The sequence below is a fragment of the Pseudomonas sp. S1_G07 genome (assembly GCF_054668565.1).
This window is the reverse complement of record NZ_CP162778.1, coordinates 2,721,425-2,737,202: the sequence shown is the minus strand read 5'-3', so window position 1 is coordinate 2,737,202 and position 15,778 is coordinate 2,721,425. Positions and strand designations below refer to the sequence as shown.

General features: G+C 61.5%; 15 protein-coding genes. 6 read left to right on the top strand and 9 right to left on the bottom strand.

Translation table 11 applies throughout. From position 1 onward, the window contains the following. Nucleotides 1–2 precede the first annotated feature (2 nt). From ubiG to AB4O05_RS12570, 3 genes are all read left to right on the top strand, one after another. Entirely contained in the window at nt 3–701 is a 699-nt protein-coding gene (gene ubiG, locus AB4O05_RS12580) for a bifunctional 2-polyprenyl-6-hydroxyphenol methylase/3-demethylubiquinol 3-O-methyltransferase UbiG (RefSeq protein ID WP_084378125.1), read from the top strand. Nucleotides 702–705: 4 nt separating this feature from the next. Continuing rightward, the gene (gene mupP, locus AB4O05_RS12575; protein ID WP_460137227.1) at nt 706–1,377 is read left to right on the top strand and encodes an N-acetylmuramic acid 6-phosphate phosphatase MupP; all 672 of its coding nucleotides are present in this window, start codon (nt 706–708) and stop codon (nt 1,375–1,377) included. 157 nt (nt 1,378–1,534) lie between these two features. Continuing rightward, the gene (locus AB4O05_RS12570; protein ID WP_460137228.1) at nt 1,535–2,275 is read left to right on the top strand and encodes a YciK family oxidoreductase; all 741 of its coding nucleotides are present in this window, start codon (nt 1,535–1,537) and stop codon (nt 2,273–2,275) included. 133 nt (nt 2,276–2,408) lie between these two features. On the opposite strand, the gene AB4O05_RS12565 is transcribed toward AB4O05_RS12570, so the two are convergent. The 6 genes from AB4O05_RS12565 to AB4O05_RS12540 are packed head-to-tail and all read right to left on the bottom strand — an operon-like array spanning nt 2,409 to nt 8,572. Further along, a complete protein-coding gene (locus tag AB4O05_RS12565) occupies nt 2,409–3,923 on the bottom strand; it encodes an ABC transporter substrate-binding protein (protein WP_460137229.1) in 1,515 nt (504 codons plus the stop codon). Between the two features lie 35 nt (nt 3,924–3,958). After that, nucleotides 3,959–4,930, bottom strand: a complete 972-nt coding sequence (locus AB4O05_RS12560; RefSeq protein ID WP_460137230.1) for an ABC transporter ATP-binding protein — start codon at nt 4,928–4,930, stop codon at nt 3,959–3,961. After that, nucleotides 4,927–5,883: an ABC transporter ATP-binding protein gene (locus AB4O05_RS12555; protein WP_460137231.1), complete on the bottom strand. Its 957-nt coding sequence runs from the start codon at nt 5,881–5,883 to the stop codon at nt 4,927–4,929. The genes AB4O05_RS12560 and AB4O05_RS12555 overlap by 4 nt, the downstream gene beginning before the upstream one ends. Further along, nucleotides 5,880–6,737 carry an ABC transporter permease gene (locus AB4O05_RS12550; RefSeq protein WP_460137232.1) on the bottom strand — a complete coding sequence of 286 codons (858 nt, stop codon included), beginning with the start codon at nt 6,735–6,737 and terminating at the stop codon, nt 5,880–5,882. The genes AB4O05_RS12555 and AB4O05_RS12550 overlap by 4 nt, the downstream gene beginning before the upstream one ends. Continuing rightward, complete coding sequence (locus tag AB4O05_RS12545) at nt 6,734–7,681, bottom strand: ABC transporter permease (protein ID WP_460137233.1); 948 nt, start codon at nt 7,679–7,681, stop codon at nt 6,734–6,736. The genes AB4O05_RS12550 and AB4O05_RS12545 overlap by 4 nt, the downstream gene beginning before the upstream one ends. A gap of 3 nt (nt 7,682–7,684) precedes the next feature. Further along, nucleotides 7,685–8,572 carry a proline iminopeptidase-family hydrolase gene (locus AB4O05_RS12540; RefSeq protein WP_460137234.1) on the bottom strand — a complete coding sequence of 296 codons (888 nt, stop codon included), beginning with the start codon at nt 8,570–8,572 and terminating at the stop codon, nt 7,685–7,687. Between the two features lie 183 nt (nt 8,573–8,755). Between AB4O05_RS12540 and AB4O05_RS12535 the strand changes: the two genes are divergently transcribed. Further along, nucleotides 8,756–9,520 carry a LuxR family transcriptional regulator gene (locus AB4O05_RS12535; protein ID WP_460137235.1) on the top strand — a complete coding sequence of 255 codons (765 nt, stop codon included), beginning with the start codon at nt 8,756–8,758 and terminating at the stop codon, nt 9,518–9,520. Nucleotides 9,521–9,613: 93 nt separating this feature from the next. Next, complete coding sequence (locus AB4O05_RS12530) at nt 9,614–10,546, top strand: proline iminopeptidase-family hydrolase (protein ID WP_460137236.1); 933 nt, start codon at nt 9,614–9,616, stop codon at nt 10,544–10,546. A gap of 93 nt (nt 10,547–10,639) precedes the next feature. Here AB4O05_RS12530 and AB4O05_RS12525 read toward each other — a convergent pair whose 3' ends face one another. Together AB4O05_RS12525 and punC are read right to left on the bottom strand one after the other, a co-directional pair. Further along, the gene (locus AB4O05_RS12525; RefSeq protein ID WP_460137237.1) at nt 10,640–12,142 is read right to left on the bottom strand and encodes a nucleobase:cation symporter-2 family protein; all 1,503 of its coding nucleotides are present in this window, start codon (nt 12,140–12,142) and stop codon (nt 10,640–10,642) included. A gap of 172 nt (nt 12,143–12,314) precedes the next feature. Next, nucleotides 12,315–13,493, bottom strand: coding sequence for a purine nucleoside transporter PunC (punC, locus tag AB4O05_RS12520; RefSeq protein WP_460137239.1), 1,179 nt, complete (start codon nt 13,491–13,493; stop codon nt 12,315–12,317). A gap of 122 nt (nt 13,494–13,615) precedes the next feature. Between punC and punR the strand changes: the two genes are divergently transcribed. Further along, on the top strand, nt 13,616–14,539 hold the full coding sequence (gene punR, locus AB4O05_RS12515) for a DNA-binding transcriptional activator PunR (protein WP_460137240.1): 924 nt from the start codon (nt 13,616–13,618) through the stop codon (nt 14,537–14,539). Here the strand turns inward: punR and AB4O05_RS12510 are convergent. Beyond that, nucleotides 14,511–15,689 carry an acetylornithine/succinylornithine family transaminase gene (locus AB4O05_RS12510; protein WP_460137241.1) on the bottom strand — a complete coding sequence of 393 codons (1,179 nt, stop codon included), beginning with the start codon at nt 15,687–15,689 and terminating at the stop codon, nt 14,511–14,513. The genes punR and AB4O05_RS12510 overlap by 29 nt on opposite strands. Between the last annotated feature and the right edge of the window lie 89 nt (nt 15,690–15,778).

Here is a 15,778-nt window from a genome sequence, read left to right as displayed (position 1 = left end):
CCATGAGCAACGTTGACCACGCCGAAATCGCCAAATTCGAAGCCCTGGCTCACCGCTGGTGGGACCGCGAAAGCGAGTTCAAGCCCCTGCACGACATCAACCCGCTGCGGGTCAACTGGATTGACGAGCGCGTCAACCTGGCCGGCAAAAAGGTCCTGGATGTGGGTTGCGGCGGCGGCATCCTCAGCGAAGCCATGGCCCTGCGCGGCGCCACGGTGATGGGCATCGACATGGGCGAAGCACCGCTGGCGGTGGCCCAGTTGCACCAGCTTGAATCCGGCGTAAGCGTGGAATACCGCCAGATCACCGCCGAAGCCCTGGCCGAAGAAATGCCCGAGCAGTTCGACGTGGTCACCTGCCTGGAAATGCTCGAGCACGTGCCGGACCCGTCCTCAGTGATCCGCGCCTGTTTCCGCATGGTCAAGCCCGGCGGCCAGGTGTTCTTCTCCACCATCAACCGCAACCCCAAGGCTTACCTGTTTGCGATCATCGGCGCCGAATACATCATGAAGCTGCTGCCGCGCGGCACCCATGACTTCAAGAAATTCATCCGCCCGTCCGAGCTGGGCGCGTGGAGCCGCCAGGCCGGGCTGACCGTCAAGGACATCATCGGCCTGACCTACAACCCGCTGACCAAGCACTACAAGCTGGCCAGCGACGTTGACGTCAACTACATGATCCAGACCCTGCGCGAGGAGTAAGCCTGTGAAGTTGCGAGCGGTTCTCTTCGACATGGACGGTACCCTGCTGGACACCGCGCCGGACTTTATCGCCATCTGCCAGGCCATGCGCGCCGACCGCGACCTGCCACCGATCAACGACCAACACATCCGCGATGAAATCTCCGGCGGTGCGCGGGCGATGGTGGCAGTGACCTTCTCGATGGACCCCGAGTCGCCGGGCTTTGAAGCGTTGCGCCTGGAGTTTCTGGAGCGCTACCTGAAAGGCTGCGCCGTTCACAGCAAATTGTTCGACGGCATGGCCGAGCTTCTGGCGGACATCGAGAAGGCCAAGCTGGTCTGGGGCGTCGTCACCAACAAACCCTTGCGGTTTGCCGAGCCGATCATGCAGCAGTTGGGCCTGGCCGAGCGTTCGGCCCTGCTGATTTGCCCGGACCACGTGAAAAACAGCAAGCCGGACCCGGAGCCGATGATCCTCGCCTGCAAGATGCTCGACCTGGACCCGGCCAGTGTGTTGTTCGTAGGCGATGACCTGCGCGACATCGAGTCCGGCCGCGATGCCGGCACACGCACGGCGGCGGTCACCTATGGCTACATCCACCCGGATGACAACCCACGCCACTGGGGCGCCGATGTGGTGGTGGACCACCCGCTGGAATTGCGCAAGGTGCTGGATCACGCACTGTGCAGTTGCTGATGGGCTGCCCTCCTCTGTAGGAGCGAGCTTGCTCGCGAAGAACCTGAGAACGCCGCGCCTATCCAGAAGCCCCGCGTTATCGTTGATGTTTTTCGCGAACAAGCTTGCTCCTACAACGGTTACATGGACTGTCATCTGAATTTTGTCGAGGCTATTTATGTTTGATTACTCTGCACGCCCGGAACTGCTCAAAGGCCGAATTATCCTGGTGACCGGCGCCGGTCGCGGGATTGGCGCGGCAGCGGCAAAAACCTATGCCGCCCATGGCGCCACCGTATTGTTGCTGGGCAAGACCGAAGCCAACCTGGCCCAGGTGTACGACGAAATCGAAGCCGCCGGTCACCCTCAACCGGTGGTGATCCCGTTCAACCTGGAAACCGCCCTGCCCCATCAATACGATGAGTTGGCCGCGATGATCGAAAAAGAATTCGGCCACCTCGACGGCCTGCTGCACAACGCCTCGATCATCGGCCCACGCACGCCGATCGAGCAGTTGTCCGGGGAAAATTTCATGCGGGTGATGCACATCAACGTCAATGCGATGTTCATGCTCACCAGCACCCTGCTGCCGCTGCTCAAGCTGTCCACGGATGCGTCGGTGGTGTTCACCTCCAGCAGCGTCGGGCGCAAGGGCCGGGCATATTGGGGCGCGTATGGCGTGTCGAAATTTGCCACTGAAGGCCTGATGCAGACCCTGGCCGACGAGCTCGAAGACGTGGCGGCGGTGCGGGCCAACAGCATCAACCCGGGCGGCACGCGCACCAGCATGCGAGCCCAGGCGTATCCGGGGGAAAACCCGATGGAAAGGCCGGCACCGGAGGAGATCATGCCGGTGTACCTGTACCTGATGGGGCCGGACAGTGCCGGGATCAATGGGCAGGCGTTCGACGCGCAATAAACCTCGACACACCGCAAAACAAATGTGGGAGCTGGCTTGCCTGCGATGCAGATACCTCGGTGCTTCAGTGGCACCCAGGTGATGCTATCGCAGGCAAGCCAGCTCCTACATTGCTTTGCGGTGGATTGAAGATTTAGTTTTTCACGACTTCCTCAAGGGTGAAGCGGCCCAGCGGGTTTTGCAGGAAGTTACTGACGTTCTTGCGTGAGATGTTGATATACGGGCTGTAGTACAAGTCGATCCAGTTCACATCCTGCTTCGCCAGTTTCTGCAGTTCAACGTACATCTGCTCACGTTTGACCGGGTCGGCCTCGATGCGGGCTGCCGCCACCAGATCCTTGACCTTGTCGTTCTTGTAGCGGGTCATGTAGTTCTGGTTGGTGTCGTGGCCGAGGACGAACGTGGTCTTCTGGTCCGGGTCGAGGATGTCGTTGGTCCAGTACATCACCGAAATATCGTAATCACCGTCCACCAGCATCTGCCAGCTTTGGGTCGGGTCGACTTTCTGCAGGTTGGCCGTTACGCCGACCTTGGCCAACTGATCCTTGATGATCACCGCAATCTGCTCGTCGGCCTCGTTGCCGGCGTTGACCACGTAGTTCAGCTTCAGGTCCTTGGCGCCGGCGGCGGCCAACAGTTTCTTGGCTTCGGCAGGGTCGTATGGACGTTGCAGGTTGTTGGCGTAGTGGTAGAGCGAACCTTTGGGAATGTAGGAATAAGCCACGGTGCCTTGACCGTAAGTGACGGCCTTCACCAGCGATTGTTTATCGATGGCCATGTCCAGCGCCTGACGGACTTCCGGCTTGGCCAGCAGGCCATGCGCGTGGTTGATCAGCAGGTGATCTTCACGGGTGGACGGGTCGGCATGAATCACCACGTTCTTGTCTTTCTTCAGTTCCTTGACCCGCGAGAACGGCACGAAGATCGCCGTGTCGAGTTCGTTGTTCTGCACCATGCGCATGCGCGTGTTGTCATCGGTCACCGAGACCCATTCCACGCCGTCGAGGCTGACGTTCTTGGCCTGCCAGAAGTTCGGGTTCTTCTTCAGGATCACCCGATCCCCCTTGCGCCACTCGTCCACGGTAAACGCGCCAGAGGTCACCGGGTTTTCCGAGTAGGCGTCTTCACCCATTTTGGTCATGGCCTTTTCCGACAGGATCGACACTGTCGGCGAAGCCAATTGCGATAGGAAGGCCACCGCCGGCGTCTTCAGGGTGACGACCAGGGTTCTCGCGTCGGCGGCCTTGGCCGTATCGATCAGGTTGAAAGGGTCTGCCCACAACGAGGCTTTGTTATCGCGAATGCGCAACAGGCTGAACGCGGCGTCGGCGGCAGTGATCCGCGTGCCGTCGGAGAACTTCGCCTTGCGCAGCTTGAAGGTGTAGGTCAGGCCGTCCTTGGAAATCTCCCAGCGTTCTGCCAGGCCCGGCTCCATTTTGGTGCCCAGGTTATCCACGCGGACCAGGGTGTCGTAGACGTTGGCGAAGACCCAGGTGTCGCGGTTTTGCGCGCTTTTGATCGGGTCGAACGTGGTGCTGTCTTCACGGCAACCGATGGTCAGGACGCCGGCGGCCTGGGCCAGCCCGGCGGTAAGGGACCAAGCGGTCAGCATGGCGGCGGCGAGTAACTTCAAGTGGCGCGATTGCATGTCATAACTCCTTGTCTATGAATGGCAGTGGTGGGTTAAAGCAAAGGTTCTTCAAGCACGCAACTGTACCGATGCTCGTGCAGGAAATGGGTCGGCGGCAACACCACGGAACACATGGCTTGCGCATACCGGCAACGCGGGTGAAACGCACAGCCCGCAGGCAAGTTCAGTGGGCTTGGTGGCTCGCCCGGCAACGGCTGCGCAGGCAAGGGCCGATGGGGGTCGATCTCTGGAATCGCCTGGATCAACGCCGCCGTATAAGGATGACGCGGCGCAGTGAACACGGCCTCCACCGGCCCTTCCTCGACGATCTTGCCCAGGTACATCACCGCCACGCGGTCGCACAGGCGCCGCACGATGGCCAGGTCATGGGCGATAAACAAGATCGCCAGGTTCATGCGCTGTTGCAACTCCAGCAGCAGGTTGATGATCTGGCCCTGGATCGACACATCCAGCGCCGCCACGCATTCATCGGCGATGATCAGCCGCGGCTCCACCGCCAGCGCCCGGGCAATGCCGACGCGCTGGCATTGGCCACCGCTGAGGGAGCCCGGTTTGCGGCTGGCCAATTCGGGGCGCAGGCCTACCAGTTCGAGCAGTTCATCGACACGACGCGACACCTGATCCGGCGCCACCTTGCGCTGAACCCGCAGCACTTCGGCGATGGTTTCGCCGATGGTGTGGCGCGGGTTCAGCGCCGCATATGGGTCCTGGAAAATCATCGCGGTTTCATGCCGCAGGCGGGTGATATCGACGGCGCTGCCATGGGCCATATCGATACCGTCGAACACCACCTGCCCGGCGCTGATCGGGTTCAGATGCAGGATCGCCCGGCCCAGGGTGCTTTTACCGCTGCCGGACTCGCCCACCAACCCCAGGGTTTCGCCCGCCGCCAGGTTCAACGACACACCGTTGACCGCCCTCACCCACTGCTTGTCGAGGCCGAACAGGCCACCGCCGGATGCCGCAAAGCGCACCTCCAGGTCCTTGATCTGCAACAGGCTCATGGTCGTGCTCCCAACGGATAGTGACAGGCCACGCGCGTACCTTGCGGCAAGCGCTCGGTACACAACGCACCGACCTGCGGGCAACGCGGGTTGAAGCGGCAGCCATCGGGCAAGGCGTCGAGCAAGGGGGGTTGACCGGGGATGGTGCGCAGCAAGGCGTGGCCGCTGCTGTGGGCCGGCTGGCAATCGATCAAGCCGGCGGTGTATGGATGTTGCGGATGCGCCAGCAACTCGTACTTGCTGCCGTGCTCGCACAGGCGCCCGGCGTACATCACCGCAATGGAGTCACAAGTTTGCGCAACCACGCCAAGGTCGTGGGTAATCATGATGATCGACAGGCCGCGCTGATCGCGCAGCTCCAGCAGCAACCGCAGGATTTGCGCCTGCACCGTCACATCGAGGGCGGTGGTCGGCTCGTCGGCGATCAGCACTGTCGGGTTGCAGCCCAGGGCCACGGCGATCATCGCGCGTTGGCGCATTCCGCCGGAAAATTCATGGGGATAATTGTCGACCCGCGCCAGGGGATCGGGAATGCCGACCTGGCGCAGCACGTCGATGGCCTGGCGGCGCGCGTCCTTCTTCGACGCACCCTGGTGCAGGCGAATGCCCTCGGCGATCTGCTCGCCAATGCGCATCAGGGGGTCGAGGTGGCTGCTGGGGTTCTGGAAAATCATGCCCAGTTGCCCGCCACGCACGGCACGCATGCCGGCCTCGTCCAGTTGCAGCAGGTCCTGGCCCGCCAGCCGTACCGCGCCGCCCTGCACACGCAGGTTGGGCGAAGGCAACAGGCGCATCAGGCCGCGACAGGCCATGGTCTTGCCCGAGCCACTCTCACCCACCAGCCCCAGGATCTCGCCTTCGGCCAGGTCGAAAGACACGCGGTCGACCAGGGTGACATCGCGCCCGGCGTTATGGGCGATCACACTCAGGTCCTGAACCTGCAACAGACTCATGAGCGTTCCCCCAACACTTGCGCCACGCCATCGGCCAGCAGGCTGAAGCCCATGGCCAGGGTCACGATGGCGACCCCAGGAAAGGTGCAGATCCACCAGGCCGTGGTAATGAACGCCTGGCCTTCGGCAACCATGGTGCCCCACTCGGCGGTCGGCGGCTGCACGCCCAAACCCAGGTAGCTCACGGCGGCGCCATTGAGCAGCACCAGCACCGCATCAGACATGGAAAACACAATCGAGCCAAACATGGCATTCGGCAGCAAATGCCGGAACAGAATGCGCCCATGGCCGAAGCCCAGGCTCTTGGCGGCCAGGGCAAAGTCGCTTTCCTTGAGCACCAGGATCTGCGAGCGGATCAGCCGCGCGTATGACACCCAGCCCACCAGTGCCATGGCAATGTAAAAGCTCTTCAAGCCAGGTCCGAGGATAGCCATGATTGCCAGCATCAACACCAGGAAGGGGAACGCCAGGATCACGTCGATCACGCGCATGCAGAAGCTGTCGAAACGCCCGCCGATATAACCGGAAACCGCGCCAATGAAAGTGCCGATCATGAACGGGAAGATCACCCCGACGACCGCCAATTGCAGGTCGATGCGCGCGCCCCATATCACCCTCGAAAGAATGTCACGACCGTAATTATCCGTGCCAAACGGATGGGCCAGGCTGGGGCCCAGCAGGCTGATATCGGTGTTCTGCGCAATCGGGTCATAGGGCGCGATCCACGGCGCAAACAGCGCCAGACCAAACCACGTCAGCAGGATCAGTAGCCCCCACGCCGCCGTCAGCCGGCCATTGCGAAAACCGAAACGCAGGCGCACGCGCCATGGAGAAATCAGCGGGCGACTGCTCATTGCATCTTCACCCGTGGGTCGAGCGCCACGGTCACCACGTCAGCGACGAAGTTGACCACCACCGTCGCGCAGGCCAGCACCATCGCCACACCCTGCACCACCATGTAATCGCGGGTGAAAATGCCGCGCACCAGTAACTGGCCAATCCCAGGAATGGCAAACAGGCTTTCGATCACCACCGTGCCGCTGATCAGCCAGCCGATATTCACTGCCAGCAGGTTCACCGCCGGCACCAGGGAATTGGGCAACACATGGCGACGAAACACCGCCGCTTCCGGCAACCCACGCGCCCGCGCAGCGGTGACGTGGTCGGCCTGCAGCTCCATCAACATGCTCGCGCGCAGGTTGCGCACCAGCACTGCCGACAGCGCCAGGGCAATGGTCAGGCACGGCAATACCATGTGGTGGGCCTTATCCAGCCAGGTACGCCCATACCCCGAGACCGGGAACAACCCCCAGCGCACGCTGAGCAACAGGATCAACATCAGGCCCAGCCAGAACGCCGGCATACCCAGGCCCAAGGTGGTGAACACGCGAATCAGGTTATCCGCCCAGCCGCCTTTGTGACGTGCGGCCAACGTCGCCAGTGGCACCGCGATCAGCAGCGCCAGCACCACGCTGCCCAGCACCAGCACCAGGGTCGGTTCGATACGGGTGGCGATCAGCTTCAGGGCGTCGACCTTGTACAACAGCGATTGACCGAGGTCGCCCTTGAGCAGGTTCTTCAGGAAATAGAAATACTGCAGCCACAGGGGCTGGTCGAGGCCGTACTGGGCGCGGATTTTCAACAAGGCGTCCGGTGTGCTGCGCGAGCCCAGCAGCGCGCGCGCCGGGTCACCCGGAATCGAGCGCACCAGCACAAAGGTGATCAGGCTGATGCCCAGCAGCACCGGCAGCAATTGCAGCGGCCGGGACAGGACAAAACGGTAACGCGTCAGGTTCATCCGTCAGCCTCGATGACGTGCGAGAAAGTCCAGCAACACCGGGAAATACGCCTGGGGCTCTTCATAGAACGGCATATGGCTGCTGTTGGGGAATACATGCAGTTCGGCGTGGCGAGCCGCCATCTTCATGCGCATGGCGCAGGCCGGGGTGAGTTCGTCGTGCTGGCCGGTGGTGATCAGGATGGGCATCTTGAAATCGGCCATCTCGGGGATGCGGTTCCAGTCCTTGAGGTTGCCAATGTAGAGGAATTCGTTGGGGCCCTGCATGGTTTCGTAGGGGCCCATGTTCCAGTCGCCGAGGGAGCGCTTGACCGGCTCGGGCCATTCATCCAGGCGGCAGACGTGGCGATAGTTGAGCAAGGTGATGGCAGCCTGGTACTGGGGGTGGTCCAAAGTGCCCATGGCTTCATGGCGCTGCATCATCGCCACGGTTTCACTGCCCAGGGCACCGCGCAGGCGCTCCAGCTCCCGGGACAGGTGCGGGATATCGCCGACCGTGTTCTCAAGGATCAGGCTTTTCAGCGCGCCGGGGTAATGAATGGCATATTCGATGCCCAGCCAGCCGCCCCAGGAATGCCCGAGCAGGTGCACGCGGCCCAGGCCCAGTGCCTGGCGCACGGTTTCGACTTCTTCGACATAACGGCGGATTTCCCACAGGGAAACATCGGTCGGTCTGGCTGATGCGCCCGTGCCAAGCTGGTCGAATGCAACCACTCGCAGGTTATGGTCCTTGAGCCAGCCATGGGCGTCGCGCAAGTAGTCACATGGCAGACCCGGCCCACCGTTGAGGCACAAGAGCACCTCATCGCCTTCGCCAAAGCTGTAGACCACGAGGTTGTGGCCGTCGACTTGCACGTTGTACCGCTGGTCGGGGGCAATTTCACGCCACATGCATACATTCCTTGTGTTGTATCGGCCTGGCGGGTAGCGGCCGTGTATCAGGCCAACACTACCGAGGATGCCGTGCGTCCATAACCTAGTATTTCTTATAGGTTTGGCCTGGCAGTCCTTCGCCGGGGCGTGGCATTCTACTTGCCGCAAGTCGAGATTCAAATGAAAACGGGAGCAGAACGGATGCTGGCCAAGCTAACTGCGTTCAATAATCGTCTGATGCCGGGCAGGAGCCTGGATGAGCAGATGGACAATACCTTTATCCTGGCCCAGCAATTGGGCTTCGATGCCTTGGTCTATGACTACACCCCAGTGCCCATCGACCTCAACGGCGCATTGATCACCCCTTCGGTGCTGGCATTGCGCAACACCCCGCCAGGCTGGCACGCCTTATGGTGCAGCGAAGGGTTTTACCAGATCGACCCTGTGCAACACCTGGCCCTGAGCACGGTATCGCCTTTTGTCTGGTCGTACGAGGCCAAGGCCGATACTCCCCTGCAAAAAATCATCGACCCGTGCCACGCGCCCGTCTCATCCTACTTGCATGATCAGCAACTGACCTGCGGCGTCAGCGTGCCGATCCACCTGCCCCGTGGCGGTTTTGCCTCGCTGACCGGCCTGCGCACAGGCAAAGCCCACAGCGTGCTGCCGGATTCACAACGGGCACTGTCGGATTTCAGCCTGATTTCCCATGCCTTGCAGGAAGCGGCCTACCCACTGTTCAGCAAGGAGCTGCGCACCTACCCGCATATCCACCTGACCAAACGCGAACGCGAGTGCCTGAAATGGGCCGCCGACGGCCTCACCGCCGCGCAAATCGCCACGCAGTTGAGCCGTTCTTTGGCAGTGGTCACCCTGCACCTGGCCTCGGCGATGCACAAATTGGGGGCAAAGAACCGCGTCCAAGCGGTGGTTCGCGCCACTCATTACCGCCTGCTCGAAGACTGACCCACCGACAAAAACCTAGCTGTTTTGCTAGTTACTTAAATTTCGCCTGCGACTTATCGTCTCCCTGATCCTTTTTTCAATGCAGGGTGCGAAATGGAATTCATCGACAACATACATGAAGGGTATGCGACCTTTGGCGACTACCAGACCTGGTACCGCGTCACGGGCGACCTGTCCAGTGGCCGCACGCCACTGGTGATCATTCACGGCGGCCCTGGCTGTACCCATGACTACGTCGACGCCTTCAAGGACGTCGCCGCCAGCGGTCACGCCGTGATCCACTACGACCAGTTGGGCAATGGCCGCTCCACCCACCTGCCCGACAAAGACCCGTCGTTCTGGACCGTCGAGCTGTTCCTCGCCGAGTTGAACAACCTGCTGGATCACCTGCGGATCAGCGACAATTACGCGATCCTCGGGCAATCCTGGGGCGGCATGCTCGGCAGTGAGCACGCGATCCTGCAACCCAAGGGCCTGCGCGCGTTCATCCCGGCCAACTCGCCGACGTGCATGCGCACCTGGGTCAGCGAAGCCAACCGCCTGCGCAAACTGCTGCCCGAAGGCGTGCACGAAACCTTGCTCAAGCATGAAGCCGCCGGTACCTACCAGGCCCCGGAATACCTCGCCGCTTCACGGGTGTTCTATGACCAGCATGTGTGCCGGGTCCACCCATGGCCGGAAGAGGTGGCGCGCACCTTTGCCCAGGTCGATTCAGACCCGACGGTGTACCACGCCATGAGCGGGCCGACAGAGTTCCATGTCATCGGCAGTTTGAAGGACTGGACATCCATTGGCCGCCTGTCGTCGATCAAGGTGCCGACCCTGGTGATCTCCGGTCGACATGACGAGGCCACGCCGCTGGTGGTCAAGCCGTTCCTGGATGAGATCGCGGACGTGCGCTGGGCGCTGTTTGAAGACTCCAGCCACATGCCCCACGTGGAAGAGCGCCAGGCATGCATGGGCACCGTGGTGAAGTTTTTGGACGAGGCGTGTTCTGTCCCGCACAAAACACTCAAGGCTGGCTAGATCCCAATGCGGGCTTGCTCGCGAAAGCAGTGGATCAGTTGAAACATTTGTACCTGACACACTGCATTCGCGAGCAAGCCCGCTTGCACATTTTTAGACTTCGGTGGTTTCCCGTTTCGAGGTTTGCCTTGGGGAGTCGGCCAGCAACGGAATCTCCTTGCCCTCGGCATCAAACAACTTGCCGCCCCTGAAATAATCCCCATCACGCAGCGCCGCCACGTCGTGGAAACACAGGCTGCGCTCGGTCCCCGCCACAAACACCGATTGCTGGTCCGAGTTACCTGTCGTGAAATGGTTGAATGCCAGGTTCAGCAGGATCGCCATGATCGCCGACGAGCTGATGCCCGAATGGAAAATGGTCGCAAACCCGCTGGGGAACTGGTCGTAAAAACTCGGCGCGGCGATAGGGATCATGCCAAAACCGATGGACGTGGCAACGATGATCAGGTTCATGTTGTTGCGATAATCCACTTTGGACAAGGTCCGAATACCGCTGGCCGCCACCGTACCGAACAACACAATCCCGGCTCCGCCCAGCACCGACGTCGGCACCGCCGCGATCACCCGCCCCATAAAGGGCAGCAGGCCAAGGATCACCAGGAACAGCCCGCCGGTAGCCACCACAAAGCGGCTCTTCACCCCGGTAACCGCCACCAGGCCGACGTTCTGCGCAAACGCGCTCTGGATGAACGAGCCGAAGATCGGCGCGAACAGGCTCGACAGCATATCGGCGCGCAGGCCGTTGCCCAGGCGTTTGGAGTCGACCTTGGTGTCGATGATCTCCCCCACCGCCAGGATGTCGGCCGAGGTTTCCACCAGGGTCACCATCACCACGATGCACATGGAGATGATCGCAGCGATGTGGAAGGTCGGCATGCCGAAATGGAATGGCGTAGGGAACCCGAACATCGGCCCTTGGGTCACGCCGGAAAAGTCCGCCATGCCGAGGAACACCGCGATCACCGTGCCGATCACCATCGCCAGCAGGATTGATAAGCGTGAGAGGGTCGCGCTGCCAATCTTGCTCAACAGCAGCACCAGCACCAGGGTCAACGCCGCCAGGCCGATATTGGACATGCTGCCGAAATCCGCCGCGCGGCTGTTGCCGCCCATGGCCCAGCGCGCCGCAACCGGCATCAAGGTCAGGCCAATGGTGGTAATCACGATACCGGTCACCAACGGTGGGAAGAACCGGGTGATCCGCGAGAACACCGGTGTGATCAGCAGCCCGATCAACGACGCGGCCATCACCGCCCCGAGGATCGCCGGCACCCCGCCGGCACCGTCGCTGCCGACAATCGCCACCATGGTGGCCACGCCAGCAAACGACACGCCCTGCACCAGCGGCAACTGACAACCAAAGAACGGCAGGCCAAGGGTTTGCAACAAGGTGGCCAGGCCACCGGCGAACAGCGACGCGGCGATCAGCAGGCCAATATCCGCTGGCGCCAACCCGGCCGCCTGGCCGACGATCAAAGGTACCGCGACGATGCCGCCGTACATGGTGAGCACATGTTGCAGGCCGTAAGCCATGTTGGCGACGACGCCAAGATTCTCATCTTCTGGCCGTTGCAATGACGCCTTCGGGATAGTCATGGTGAGGGGGTTCTCTGTTTTTGTTGTGCGAACACTGTATGCAATTAAAGGACTACATGTCCATATAGTTGTATACAATCAACAAAACAAGATGCACGCCGCGCGGATGGAGATAACGCTCAAGGATTGCCGCTCAATCAGTTGCGCAAACCCAGCGCCCACCGTTTTGAGTTCAAGCCTTTGCCAGTTCAGCCGGTTCAGGCTTCGGCCGCGCCAGCCAGTAGCCGAACACTGCCAGCGGCGCGGTCGCCAGCATCACGATCACGGTGATCAACAGCGGTTGATCGATCATAGCCGACACCAGCAGGCTGCTGAGAAAGCACAGGCCCAGTTGCAGGGTATTTTGCAGCGCCGCTGCCTTGCCGGAGTTTTCCGCAAACGGCATCAGTGCATTGGCCACCACGATCGGGTAGCTGGCGCCGTTGACCAGCGCCATCAGGCAGAACGGAATCAGCAAGGTGGTCAGGGTCGGCATGGTCAAGGTGGCGACCAGGTACAGCGCCACCATGCTGATGCAGTAAGCCGCCAGCAACCAGGGCAGCAATGTCTTGCCCTGCAAACGCTGCAAGGCACTGCGGCAACTGTAGCCGCCCACCAGGAACGCCAGGGTCGGCAGCACGTAACTCAGGCCAATGTCATTCGGGCTGTAGCCCATGTCGCCAAGGATGAACGGAGATGCCGTCAACCAGGCGAAGAAACTCGCGGAGCACGCAGCGAAGATCATCACATTGCCGGTGAACACGCGGGACGAGAGTAACTGCACATAACCCAGGCGCGAAGGCGCTTGCGTCGCCTTTTTTGGCACGTTGCGCAGGCACAACGTCGGCAGCAGCAACAACAGCGACACCCCCAGCAACACGCCGAAGATCGCCTGCCAGCCAACATGATTCAACACCAGCGCCCCCAATAGCGGGGCCAGGGCTGGCGACAGCGACATCAGCGGCATGATGCTGGCGAACACACGATGAGCTTTGTCGGCCGGGTAACGGTCAATCACCAGCGCCTGCCAGCTCACGGCTGCGGCACACACACCTATCGCCTGCATAAAGCGCAGGGCCAGCAGTTGCGGCGCGGTCTCAACCCAGAACATCCCGGCGCAGCCCAGCACGAACAAGCTGAGCCCCGCGAGCAGGATCGGTTTGCGCCCCAGGCAGTCCGACAACGGCCCCCACACCAACTGCCCCAGCGCAAAGCCCGCGAGGAAGATACTCAAGCTCGCCCCTACCGCACCCGCGCCAATATGCAACTGCTCGCCCATGGCGCCGAACGCCGGCAGGTACATGTCCATGGCGAGATAACCGAGCATGCTCAGCCCCGCCAGGTACCAGGTAAAACCAAAAGAATTTTTCATTGAAGCCTTGTTGATCTTGCCATCAAACTATTTGCTGACTGCCGCCTATTATGAAGCTGACATATCGTGTGTGAAGCGATAATAATTGGACGCTCATATCAATAATTTTGAAGGCAATACCTATGTGGTCGGAATACTCCCTTGATGTGGTCGACGCGGTGGCGCGCCATGGCAGCTTCAGCGCCGCCGCCCAGGAGTTGCACCGCGTACCGTCGGCCATCAGCTATACCGTGCGGCAGCTTGAGGAATGGCTGGCGGTGCCGCTGTTTGTGCGACGCCATCGTGATGTGGAACTGACCCCCGCCGGCCGCCTGTTTATCGACGAAGCCCGTGGTGTGATGAAAAAAATGCTCGGCACGCGGCGGTTGTGCCAACAGGTGGCCAATGGCTGGAGTGGCCAATTGAAGGTGGCGGTGGACTCCATCGTCAAACCCCAGCGTTGTCGGCAGTTGGTGCTGGATTTTTATCGGCAGTTTCCCGAGGTGGAACTGCTGTTGGAGTACGAGGTGTACAACGGTGTGTGGGATGCCTTGGCCGATGAACGCACCGACATTGTGATCGGCGCCACCAGCGCGGTGCCGGTGGCCAGTCATTTCACCTTTCGTGATATGGGGCTGTTGAACTGGTTATGCGTGGTCAGTGCGAAACATCCGTTGGCAACCATTGAAGGTTTGCTCAGTGATGACCAACTGCGCCCATTCGCTTCCCTGTGCATGACCGACACCTCGCGCAACCTGCCCAAGCGCGACACCTGGACCCTGGATAACCAACGCCGGCTGGTGGTGCCGAATTGGGCGTCCGCCATTGATTGCCTGCGTGACGGCCTGTGCGTCGGCATGGCGCCGGCGCATCAGGTGTGGCCATGGATCGAACGCGGTGAGCTGGTGGCACTGCAACTGACCCGGCCCTTCCCCGCCAGCCCCTCGTGCGTGGCCTGGGCACAGAGCAAACTGTCCCCGGCCATGGCGTGGTTGCTGGAGTACCTGGGCGACACCGAGACGATGAACCAGGAATGGCTCAATGGGCCTGACCCAATAACCGCGTGATCGCCCGCACGATCATCTCGACCTCCTTGGCATCCAGGGTCAGTGGCGGCAACAGGCGGATGACCTTGCCCCGCGTCACGTTGATCAGCAACCCGTGCTCCTGGGCGGCGCGCTGGGCCAGGTCGCGACAAGGGCTGGCCAGCTCGATGCCGATCATCAGGCCGTGCCCGCGAATCGCCAGCACCTGCGGGTGCTCATCCAATTCCACCCGTAACCGCGCCAGCAGGCGCTCGCCCTGTTGCGCCGCGTTCTGCAACAAGCCTTGCTCCTCGATGATGTCCAGCACAGTGCAGCCCACCCGGCAGGCCAGCGGGTTGCCGCCAAACGTGCTGCCGTGACTGCCCGGCGTGAACAGCTGGGCCACTCCGGCGCGGGCCAGGCAGGCGCCGATGGGTACGCCGTTGCCGAGGCCTTTGGCCAGGGTCATCACGTCCGGGACAATGCCTTCATGCTGGAAGGCGAACCAGGCCCCGGTACGGCCGATGCCGGTCTGGATTTCATCGAGCATCATCAGCCATCCGTGCCGCGTGCAATGATCGCGCAAGGCACGCAGATAACCAGGCGGCGCTGGCAAGACGCCGCTTTCGCCCTGGATCGGTTCCAGCAGGACCGCCGCGATACGCGCACCAAACGCCTGGGTGAGTGCCTCGATCGCCGCGATGTCACCAAACCGGACCTTGAGAAAATCCCCCGGTAACCGCTGGAAACCCAGGCGCACCGACGGCCCATCGCTGGCCGCCATGGTGCCGAGGGTACGACCGTGGAAGGCATTTTCCATCACCACCACCAACGGCTCTTCGATGCCTTTTTTCCAGCCATGCAAGCGCGCCAGTTTCAGCGCCGTCTCGTTGGCTTCGGCGCCGGAGTTGTTGAAGAAGGCGCGGTCCAGGCCGGACAACCGGGTCAGGCGCCGGGCCAACTGGTGCTGCCAGTCGATGCTGTAGAGGTTGGAGGTGTGCAGCAACAGACCGGCCTGTTCGCTGATGGCCGCCACCAGCCTGGGGTGGGAATGGCCGACATTGGTCACCGCCACACCGGCTACCGCATCAAGGTACTCGCGCCCCTGCTGATCCCACAGACGCGTGCCCAGGCCACGGGTGAAACTCAAGGCCAAGGGTTGGTAGGTGGTCATCAGGCAGGCGGCGGTCATGGTGGCGGGCTCCAGTGCATCGTTGGGTAGCCAGCAGTATCGTTAGCCACCTCAGCTGGATAAACTGTGCATTCCTGCAATGACTTTAA

Excerpts from the sequence above, each read along its gene's own strand:
- ubiG (WP_084378125.1), top strand. The coding sequence starts at position 3 with ATGAGCAACGTTGACCACGCCGAAATCGCCAAATTCGAAGCCCTGGCT.
- AB4O05_RS12570 (WP_460137228.1), top strand. The coding sequence starts at position 1,535 with ATGTTTGATTACTCTGCACGCCCGGAACTGCTCAAAGGCCGAATTATC.
- AB4O05_RS12565 (WP_460137229.1), bottom strand. The coding sequence starts at position 3,923 with ATGCAATCGCGCCACTTGAAGTTACTCGCCGCCGCCATGCTGACCGCT.
- AB4O05_RS12560 (WP_460137230.1), bottom strand. The coding sequence starts at position 4,930 with ATGAGCCTGTTGCAGATCAAGGACCTGGAGGTGCGCTTTGCGGCATCC.
- AB4O05_RS12555 (WP_460137231.1), bottom strand. The coding sequence starts at position 5,883 with ATGAGTCTGTTGCAGGTTCAGGACCTGAGTGTGATCGCCCATAACGCC.
- AB4O05_RS12550 (WP_460137232.1), bottom strand. The coding sequence starts at position 6,737 with ATGAGCAGTCGCCCGCTGATTTCTCCATGGCGCGTGCGCCTGCGTTTC.
- AB4O05_RS12545 (WP_460137233.1), bottom strand. The coding sequence starts at position 7,681 with ATGAACCTGACGCGTTACCGTTTTGTCCTGTCCCGGCCGCTGCAATTG.
- AB4O05_RS12540 (WP_460137234.1), bottom strand. The coding sequence starts at position 8,572 with ATGTGGCGTGAAATTGCCCCCGACCAGCGGTACAACGTGCAAGTCGAC.
- AB4O05_RS12535 (WP_460137235.1), top strand. The coding sequence starts at position 8,756 with ATGCTGGCCAAGCTAACTGCGTTCAATAATCGTCTGATGCCGGGCAGG.
- AB4O05_RS12530 (WP_460137236.1), top strand. The coding sequence starts at position 9,614 with ATGGAATTCATCGACAACATACATGAAGGGTATGCGACCTTTGGCGAC.
- AB4O05_RS12525 (WP_460137237.1), bottom strand. The coding sequence starts at position 12,142 with ATGACTATCCCGAAGGCGTCATTGCAACGGCCAGAAGATGAGAATCTT.
- punC (WP_460137239.1), bottom strand. The coding sequence starts at position 13,493 with ATGAAAAATTCTTTTGGTTTTACCTGGTACCTGGCGGGGCTGAGCATG.
- punR (WP_460137240.1), top strand. The coding sequence starts at position 13,616 with ATGTGGTCGGAATACTCCCTTGATGTGGTCGACGCGGTGGCGCGCCAT.
- AB4O05_RS12510 (WP_460137241.1), bottom strand. The coding sequence starts at position 15,689 with ATGACCGCCGCCTGCCTGATGACCACCTACCAACCCTTGGCCTTGAGT.